Below are 9,081 nucleotides of genomic sequence, written 5' to 3'. Positions count from 1 at the left end.
ATCCCGAACTCAGCAGTGAAACGATGCATCGCCGATGGTAGTGTGGGGTTTCCCCATGTGAGAGTAGGTCATCGTCAAGATTAAATTCCGAAACCCCAATTGCGCAAGCAGTTGGGGTTTTGTTTTGTCCGCAGGAAAGTGCTCCGAAAAAAGGGATAGCCCAATGGCTACCCCTCACTCCAGCAACATCATTAATGAAACTTAGGCAGCACGTATTCCGCAATCTCTTCGATTACTTCCGCAACCGGCCGCTCGCTACGGCGCAGGTGTAAACCAATATGTTGCACACCCGCATCGCGTAATGCTTGCAGCTCATCGATTAACGCCAACCGCCCACAGCTGCCGCCGAAACGAACACGGCGCATCGGTGCATGAGGGTTGGCTGCCAGATCCAGATGAACGAAGCTGATATACGGCTTATCGCCACCCACCTCCCGCCACAACCCCACTCGACGATGATGTTCATCCGGAGTGCCGGGGTAGGCGAGCCAGCCATCCATGTGCTCACCGATCCAGGCCGGGGATTGCTGACCAAGACCCGCTACCAGTAACGGTACCGGCTGATCACGCTCCGGAAGCAATCGGGTGCCGATGGGTAGCCGCCCTTCGCCCTGGCTGCGCAATAGCTCGACCGTATCGCGAAAAATTTCTCCCCGCTGATCGTAGTCCACGCCAAACAACGGATATTCCACCGGACGATCGCCACTGGCCACGCCAAGGAGCAGCCGTCCATCACTCAACTCATCGATACTGTTGGCCGCCTTAAGCGTCAACCAAGGCTGACGCAGAGGCAGCACAACAGCCGCCGTCCCCAGCATAATGTTGTCGGTGATGCCCGCCAGGTATCCAAGGTAGGAAAAGGTTTCGAACACCTGCGCGGCATCGCCGAAATCAGGGTCGTAAACGGGCACGTCGCGAACCCACAGCGCACGGAAACCGGCCTTGTCGGCCAATCTCGCCATGGCAGCGTGCTGCTTCAGATCGGGCACGCCAAACGGCCTGTCCTCAGCAAGCCTCAACTGCTGGCCTGCACTGGACCAATCGTTATCCAGCGGTAATTCCAGCCCGATGGAAAATCCTTTCGAGCCAAGTAGTCGTTGAAAACGCGAGTGCATGGAAAGCTCCATAAAGGGAATGACATGCACCCAGTATCTACAGGCTTACCCGCAAGAAAAACGCATCAATGGGAACATCAATCTTGAGCAAAAAGCACGAAACCGAACCAAACTAACCTACCCAAGGCCGTCGTTTGAACGCTCAAGGACAACCGTTAGAGGAAATCGAACTAAAGTGACCGGGCAGTTTTTGGTATGGTGCAGCTCGTTTTTTTAATGGACTGCTTTCAAACCCACGGATCGGTGTTCCCTTTAGTCAAAGAGCTGCTGCAGAAATGCCCGAACCGATACCCATCAAGGATCACGAAAAAGAGACGCGCCTGGTCAACAAGCGATTGATCGCCTGCGCCTTGTTTGTCGTCGCGATTTCCTGCGCCCTGGTTGTGCGCATGTACATCCTGCAAGTCGTCGAGTTTGACTATCACTCGACGATCTCCGAAAACAACCGCGTCCATGTCCTGCCAATTACCCCGACCCGTGGGCTGATCTATGACCGAAACGGCGTCCTCCTGGCGGACAACCGGCCCAGTTTCAACCTGACCATCACCCGTGAACGCGCCTCGGATGTGAAACAGGAGCTGGACGAGGTGATCAGCCTCCTGCAGTTGCCGGCTGAAGACCGCTCCCTGTTCGACAAGGCAATGAAGCAGGCGCGGCATCCTTTCGTGCCCGTCACCCTGTTCTATGAACTCAGCGAAGAACAGATCGCGGTGCTCGCGGTCAACGAGTTCCGCTTGCCGGGCATCGATGTCGAACCGCAATTTGTCCGCCACTACCCGCTGGGCGCGCATTTTGCGCATTCGATCGGCTATGTCGGTCGTATAAACGAGAAAGAATCCAAGGCCCTGGATACGGTGGAGTACCGCGGCACGCAATCGATCGGCAAGACCGGCATCGAGAAATTCTACGAGTCCGAGTTGCACGGTCAGGTTGGTTACGAAGAAGTAGAAACCAATGCCCAGGGTCGTGTGCTGCGGGTGCTTAAGCACACTGATCCGATTCCCGGCAAAAACATCGTCCTGAGCCTCGACGTCAAACTTCAGGAAGCCGCCGAAGATGCCTTGGGTGATCGCCGTGGCTCGGTGGTTGCACTCGATCCGTCGACCGGCGAAGTGCTGGCCATGGTCAGCAAACCGAGCTTCGATCCGAACCTGTTCGTCACCGGTATCAGCTTCAAGGAATACGCGGCGCTGCACGACTCCATCGACCGACCGCTGTTCAACCGCGTCTTGCGTGGCCTCTACGCACCGGGTTCGACCATCAAGCCTGAAGTGGCCATTGCCGGCCTCGACGCGGGCGTCGTCACCCCGCAGACCCGCGTCTTCGACCCAGGTTATTACCAACTGCCGGATTACGATCACAAATACCGCAACTGGAACCACAGTGGCGACGGTTGGGTTGATATGGACGCGGCGATCATGCGTTCCAACGACACTTACTTCTACGACCTCGCCCACAAGCTGGGTATTGATCGCTTGCACGATTACATGGCCATGTTCGGCCTCGGTGAGAAGGTCTCGCTGGACATGTTCGAAGAGTCTGCTGGCCTCATGCCGTCACAGGCCTGGAAGCGCGCTACCCGTCGTCAGGCCTGGTTCCCTGGTGAGACGGTGATCCTCGGCATCGGTCAAGGCTACATGCAGGTCACCCCGCTGCAACTGGCCCAGGCCACGGCGCTGATCGCCAACAAAGGCGTGTGGAACCGCCCGCACCTGGCCAAAACCGTCGACGGTATTGCACCGGTGGATGAGCATCCGATGCCCAACATTCTGCTGAAAAATCCCCACGACTGGGAGCAGGTCAACCACGGCATGCAAATGGTCATGCACGATGCTCGCGGGATTGCACGGGCGGCAGCGCTTGGCGCTCAGTACCGCATCGCCGGCAAGAGTGGTACCGCGCAAGTGGTTGCGATCAAGCAGGGCGAACGTTACAACCGGGCGAAAACCCTGGAGCGTAACCGCGACAACGCCTTGTTTGTCGGTTTCGCTCCGGCGGAGCACCCGAAGATCGTCATCTCGGTGATGATCGAAAACGGCGAGGCGGGTGGTCGTGTCGCCGGCCCCGTGGTGCGGCAGATCATGGACGCCTGGCTGCTTGATCAGGACGGTCACCTGAAGCCGCAATACGCCGCGCCCGCCAAACCGCCTGGCGATCCTCACGTTTAAGGCTGCCGCGAGCAGGCCCACTCGCACGAAGGGCCGGTTCGAAACCTTACGGCGCTTGTGATGAAACACAAGTGCTGTAAGGCACTTGCCATTGACCTTACGTTAACGTAAACATTGTGGCAGGGCGCTGAACTTAAAAAAGCGCAGGGCGGACCGATCCGGAGCGCTTGATGACACTCATAAAAACAACTTCCCCCAAGCTGCACCCTGAAGCCCGGCTGGCCCGGGAAAAACTTCACCTGGAGGGCGAAGTCCCCGATGGCGTGTTGCGCGCGGAAATCGATGCCTCGTGGCGACGCAGCCTCAGTCATGGCGTGCATTTCAATAGCAAACATGAACTGGCGCTGGAGTCGAGCGCCAGCGTCGAGCTGCTGTTGGCGAGCAATCGGCTGCTGATCGATGCAGCATTGCCGGCCATCGATTACCTGGCCGAGCGGCAGGGTAAGGAAGGGCTGATCATCCTCGCCAACTCCGACGCCACCATTCTGGCCGTCGAAGGCCGCGCCGACCGCCTCAAGGGCAGCGGCCTGCAAGACATCACCCTCGGCGCCTGCTGGAGCGAAGCCGCTCGTGGCACCAACGCCCTCGGCACTGCGCTGGTCGAAGCCCGGCCAACGCTGATCGATTGCGGCGAACATTATCTTGATCGCTTGTCTGATTTTTCCTGTACTTCGGTGCCCATCCATTGCCCTCAGGGCGATATTCTCGGCGTGCTTGATTTGACCCGAGAAGGCCCGCTCGGCCGCGCCCACGACAGCACCGCGTTGCTGGCCATGGCGGTCAGCCAGATTGAAAGCCGAGTGTTCAACGCCAGTTTTCCGGACCAGATCGTCCTGGCGTTCCATAGCCGTCGGCAATACCTCGAGTCGCCCTGGCAGGGCCTGCTTGCCGTGAGTCTGGGCGGGCAGATCCTGGCGGTCAGCGCCCAGGCTTGCCAGCTACTCCACGCAGAACGTTCAGCATTGATCGGTCGGCGTTGCGAAGAGTTTCTCGGTGTCGACGGCCTGCAACTATTAGCGCGCCTGCATCAGGACGGTGTCGGTAGCCTGCAGACCGCCAAAGGTGAGTTTTTCTACAAAACCCTGCGCGCGCCGCAGCGTTCGATCAATGCCAGCAGCCCTGCGCGCAGCACCCCGAAAACCGCCAAATCGCCACCCGATCTGGACACCCTGGCCGGCAGCAATGTTCGTTATGCCCGGGCCTTGCGCATGGCCCGGCAGGGCCTGGCCAATGAGCTCCCGGTGCTGCTGCTCGGTGAAACCGGCACCGGCAAGGAAGTCATCGCCCGTGCGCTGCACATGGCCGGAACCCGTTGTGACAAACCCTTCGTCGCGGTGAACTGTGCGGCGATCCCCGAAGGCCTGATCGAGTCCGAGCTGTTTGGCTACCGCGAAGGCGCCTTCACCGGTTCCCGTCGCGGCGGCATGGTAGGGCGCTTGCAACAGGCCCACGGCGGCACCTTGTTTCTCGATGAAATCGGCGACATGCCACTGCCCTTGCAGGCCCGGCTGCTGCGAGTCCTGCAGGACCGAAAAGTGGCACCGCTGGGCGCTGGCGAAGAGCAGGATATCGACGTTGCCCTAATCTGCGCCACCCACCGTGACCTCAAGCGCCTGGTGGAAGAAAAACACTTCCGCGAAGACCTGTTTTACCGGGTCAACGGCATCAGCGTCATGCTCCCGGCCCTGCGTGAACGTGAGGATTTCAGCGCGCTGGTCGGCCGGTTGCTGGCCAGGCTCGACGCGCCGACGGTCGTCCTGCATGACGATTTGAATCGCTTGCTCGGTGCCTATCACTGGCCGGGCAACATCCGTCAATTGGAGATGGTGCTGCGCACCGCGCTGGCCATGCGCGAACCGGGGGAAACCGTGCTCACCCTCGATCATTTGCCCGACAGTATGCTCGACGAACTCAACGCCAGCGAGCGGCCCCAGTCGGGCAGTATTCGCGAAAATGAACTGGAGCTGATTCGCCAGTCCCTGGACAGTCATCAGGGCAACGTCACGGCCGCCGCCGACGCCCTGGGCATCAGTCGCGCGACCCTCTATCGCAAACTCAAACAGTTGCGTTCGTGATGCAGCGCCTGATCGTTCGGCTGATCGACAGCCAGAACCCCGACGCGCTGCAAGCGGCATTGCGTTGGCTCTACAGCTTTGTGCGACCGCATCGGCTGGCGATTGCCGGGCTTCTCGGATTGTCGGTTTGCGCTTCGCTGCTGGTGCTGGTGCAACCTTGGCTGACCAAACTGCTGATTGACGATGGCCTGCTGGCGCGCGATTTTCCGAAGCTGGTGCTGATTGCGGGATTGATGATCGTCGCGGGGTTACTGGGCACAGGGTTGTCGGGAATCAATCGTTATCTGCATACACGGCTCTCCGGGCGGATTCTGTTTTCGTTGCGTGATGACCTCTATCGGCATTTGCAAACCCTGTCGCCGAGCTTCTACGGGCAACGGCGCATCGGCGACCTGATGTCGCGCCTCGATGGCGACGTCGCCGAGATCCAGCGCTTCGCCGTGGATTCGCTGTTCTCTGCCGTGTCGAGCGTCATTGGTCTGGTCTGCGCGGTGGCGATGTTGCTGACCCTGTCCTGGAAGCTGTCGCTGTTGGCGCTGGTGCTGATTCCCCTCGACGTGCTCTGGCTGCGCTGGATGCGGCGCAAGGTCGAGCGCGATGTGCGGCAGCTGCGCGAGCGTTCGGCGGACATGTCCTCGTTCATGGTCGAGACCTTGCCGGTGATGAAGTTCATCCAGTCTGCCGGTCAGCAACAGCGCGAATCGCGGCGACTGGAAGCCTTGGGCCAGGGCTACATGAGCCAGTTGCTGCGCCTGCAAGTCACGGAGTTTTTCACCCAGGCCGTGCCGGGGACGCTGACCTCTTTATCCCGGGCCTGCGCGTTTCTGATCGGCGGCTATTGGGTGGTGCAGGGGACCTGGCAATTGGGTGCGCTGATCGCGTTTTCTACCTATCTGGGCATGGCCGTCGGGCCGGTGCAAAGCCTGCTCGGTCTCTATGTTGCGATCCAGCGCATGACCGTTAGCCTCGGGCGTGTCATGGAATTGCGCGGCGAAGAGCCGACCGTTGTCACGCCCGTCACACCGCAGCCGATGCCCGCCAGTGGCGACCTGCGGTTCGACGATGTGCACTTCAGCCATCCCGGTCGGCCCACGACTTTGCGCGGTATCGAAGCGCGTATTCCCTACGGCTTGAAAGTGGCGCTGAGCGGTGGCTCCGGCGTCGGCAAATCGACCCTGATCGACCTGCTGCAACGGCACCACGACCCCCAGTCCGGCAGGGTGTTGCTGGGGGAGGTCGATGTGCGCGATCTGGACCTGTTCCAGTTGCGTCGACGGATCGCCGTGGTCAGTCAGGGCATCGTGCTGTTTCGCGGCAGTCTCGCCGACAACCTGGCCTACGCCGTGCCGGACGCGAGCCGCGAAGCCATCGCCGAAGTCGCGCGGCTGGCGCAACTCGACAGCCTGATTGCGTCCTTGCCCGAAGGCCTCGACAGTCCGCTGGGCGAGCGTGGGCAACAGTTGTCCGGCGGGCAGAAACAGCGCATCGCCATCGCCCGGGCACTGTTGCAGGACCCCTTGATTCTGGTGCTCGACGAAGCCACTTCGGCGGTGGATGAAGCGACTGAGCGCGAAGTCATCGAGGCGATAGACCGACTGTTTGCCGGGCGCACGCGGATCCTCATCAGCCATCGCCCCTCGACGCTGGCCGATGCCGATCTGCGTTTTGAATTGGTCGACGGCGTCCTGACTTCAAAAACGGTGCTGCATGAAGCCTGAACTGCGAATCGGCGTGGTCGACAGCGGCCACTCGGCGGCGCAACGGGCGCAAGTAATTGCGGGCCGGCGCTTTTCATTGCTGGAGGATGGACTGGCGCAGGGCGATTTGCGCGACGATCCGCTCGGCCATGGCAGCGCGGTGATCGAAGCCATCGGCCGGCGGGCGCCTTCGGCGGTGTTTTGTGTGGCTCAGGTGTTTGATCAGCGCGGGGTCACCAGCGCATTGCAGATTGCCACGGCGATTGACTGGCTGGTGGCGCAGGACGTTCGGATGATCAATCTCAGCCTGGGCTTGCGTCAGGATCGCAGCCTGTTGCGTGAGGCCTGCGCGGCGGCGGTAGGGCGGGGTGTTTTGCTCTGCGCCTCCAGCCCGGCTCAGGGTGAGGGTGTTTACCCGGCGAATTATCCTCAGGTGCTGCGGGTCACGGGCGATGCGCGTTGTGCGGAACAGGAATGGTCATGGCTCGACAGCGCTCAGGCGGACTTCGGCGCCTGTGTGCATGGCACGTATCCCGGCCAGTCCGGCGCCAGCCTCGGGTGTGCCGCATTGAGCGGGCACATTGCAGGGTTTCTGGTCCAGCAGCCCGGTGCGAGCAATGAACGCCTCATCGAGTGGCTGCGCGAGAATGCCCGCTATCGCGGTCCGGAACGGCGAACCGGGCCATGATTCTGATTCTGGGTGCAGGGCCTGCGGGTGCGGCGGTGGCCTTGGGGCTGCGGCGGCTGGGTTATCCCGTGACCCTGGTCAGCGAGTGGCGCCGGTTTGCGGCGCTCGAAGGCGTGTCGGTCCGAGTGCTGGACGCCCTGCGCGGTGCCGGGTTGCATCACGCCCTGGCCGACGCGGCGCTGCCGTCTCAGCGACAGGTGTCGTGGAATGGTCAGCAGCATGCACAAAACATTGAATTCCTGTTGGATCGTCCGCGCTTCGACCGGGGCCTGCGCGAGGACTTGCGCCTGGCCGGTGTCGAGCTGATCGAAGGGCGGGTGTTGAACGTTCGGTCTTCGCCTTCAGAACATCGGGTCGAGATCGAAGGCGGCGAGGTGCTGGTCGCGGATTTTCTGGTCGAAGCCCGTGGACGCCAGGCGCCCGCGCTCGGTAAGGGGCTGCGTGGGCCGGAAACGGTCAGCCTGTTGAATCGCTGGCAAGGCACGCCCGGTGCAACGGCCAGCGCCGTGGAAAGCCTTGAGGACGGCTGGGCATGGATGGCTCGGCGCGCCGACGGCCAGTGTTACTGGCAATGGACCGTGGACGTGGCCAGTGCCGAGCTGCCGGGCAAGGCGCAGTTGCTCGATTACTGTCGGGAACGGCGGCAAGGTAGCGCGTTGGCGCGGACGTTTTTCGGGGATGAGCCAGATACGGATCTGCAGTTGCATGCCCGCAGCAGCACGGCCATTTTGAGTCCGCAGGTTTGTGGCGAACACTGGATCCGCGTCGGCGATGCAGCGATGGCCGTGGACCCGTTGTCGGGCAACGGGATTTTTCAGTCGCTGTCCTCGGCGTTGCAGGCGCCGACGGTGATCAACACCCTGTTGCGCAAACCTGAGCGAGCGGCGCTGGCACAGCGTTTTCACCAGCAACGGGTGGAGCAGTTGTTTTTGCGGTTCGCGCGGATCGGACGGGACTTTTATGCCGATGAGCAGCGTTGGTTAGAACGGCCTTTCTGGCAGGCGCGGCGACAATGGCCGGATGCGGAAGTGGCCCACGCTGAACCGGATTTTGGCGCGCTGCGGATCAAGCGGGCGCCGGTGCTGAAGGGCGGGTTTGTGGATGAGGCCGAGGTGGTGATCACGGTGGATCAGCCGCTGGGGATCTGGCATGTACAAGGGGTGGAGTTGGCGCCGTTGGTGCGCAGGTTGCGGACCGAACCCGCGGACCATGTGTTGGCGGATTTGACGGTGGAGCAGGGGCGGGTGGTTCGGGGGTGGTTGTTGGGGCAGGGGTTCAAGCCCTGATATTTGAGGTGGCCGAACTGGCCTCATCGCGAGCAGGCTCGCTCCCACAGGG

Annotated in this window: 6 protein-coding genes; 5 read left to right on the top strand and 1 reads right to left on the bottom strand. The window is 61.4% G+C overall.

The genetic code is table 11. The features are described from left to right. Positions 1-191: 191 nt before the first annotated feature. The gene (locus EJA72_RS20010; RefSeq protein ID WP_157713102.1) at positions 192-1,115 is read right to left on the bottom strand and encodes a TIGR03571 family LLM class oxidoreductase; all 924 of its coding nucleotides are present in this window, start codon (positions 1,113-1,115) and stop codon (positions 192-194) included. A 275-nt stretch (positions 1,116-1,390) separates the two neighbouring features. Between EJA72_RS20010 and mrdA the strand changes: the two genes are divergently transcribed. The 5 genes from mrdA (at position 1,391) to EJA72_RS19985 (ending at position 9,029) form a co-directional block, all read left to right on the top strand. After that, the gene (gene mrdA, locus EJA72_RS20005; protein WP_157713101.1) at positions 1,391-3,283 is read left to right on the top strand and encodes a penicillin-binding protein 2; all 1,893 of its coding nucleotides are present in this window, start codon (positions 1,391-1,393) and stop codon (positions 3,281-3,283) included. A gap of 170 nt (positions 3,284-3,453) precedes the next feature. After that, positions 3,454-5,358: a sigma-54-dependent Fis family transcriptional regulator gene (locus EJA72_RS20000; protein WP_157713100.1), complete on the top strand. Its 1,905-nt coding sequence runs from the start codon at positions 3,454-3,456 to the stop codon at positions 5,356-5,358. Continuing rightward, complete coding sequence (locus EJA72_RS19995) at positions 5,358-7,076, top strand: ABC transporter ATP-binding protein (RefSeq protein WP_157713099.1); 1,719 nt, start codon at positions 5,358-5,360, stop codon at positions 7,074-7,076. The genes EJA72_RS20000 and EJA72_RS19995 overlap by 1 nt, the downstream gene beginning before the upstream one ends. Continuing rightward, complete coding sequence (locus EJA72_RS19990; RefSeq protein WP_157713098.1) at positions 7,066-7,743, top strand: S8 family serine peptidase; 678 nt, start codon at positions 7,066-7,068, stop codon at positions 7,741-7,743. Before EJA72_RS19995 ends, EJA72_RS19990 begins: the two co-directional genes overlap by 11 nt. Beyond that, positions 7,740-9,029 carry an NAD(P)/FAD-dependent oxidoreductase gene (locus EJA72_RS19985; protein ID WP_157713097.1) on the top strand — a complete coding sequence of 430 codons (1,290 nt, stop codon included), beginning with the start codon at positions 7,740-7,742 and terminating at the stop codon, positions 9,027-9,029. The genes EJA72_RS19990 and EJA72_RS19985 overlap by 4 nt, the downstream gene beginning before the upstream one ends. The last annotated feature ends 52 nt before the right edge of the window (positions 9,030-9,081 follow it).

It is taken from the genome of Pseudomonas sp. PB120, assembly GCF_009761815.1.
In the GTDB taxonomy this organism is placed as follows: domain Bacteria; phylum Pseudomonadota; class Gammaproteobacteria; order Pseudomonadales; family Pseudomonadaceae; genus Aquipseudomonas.
The sequence above is the reverse complement of the archived record's forward strand: the minus strand, read 5'-3'. Positions and strand labels throughout refer to the sequence as shown.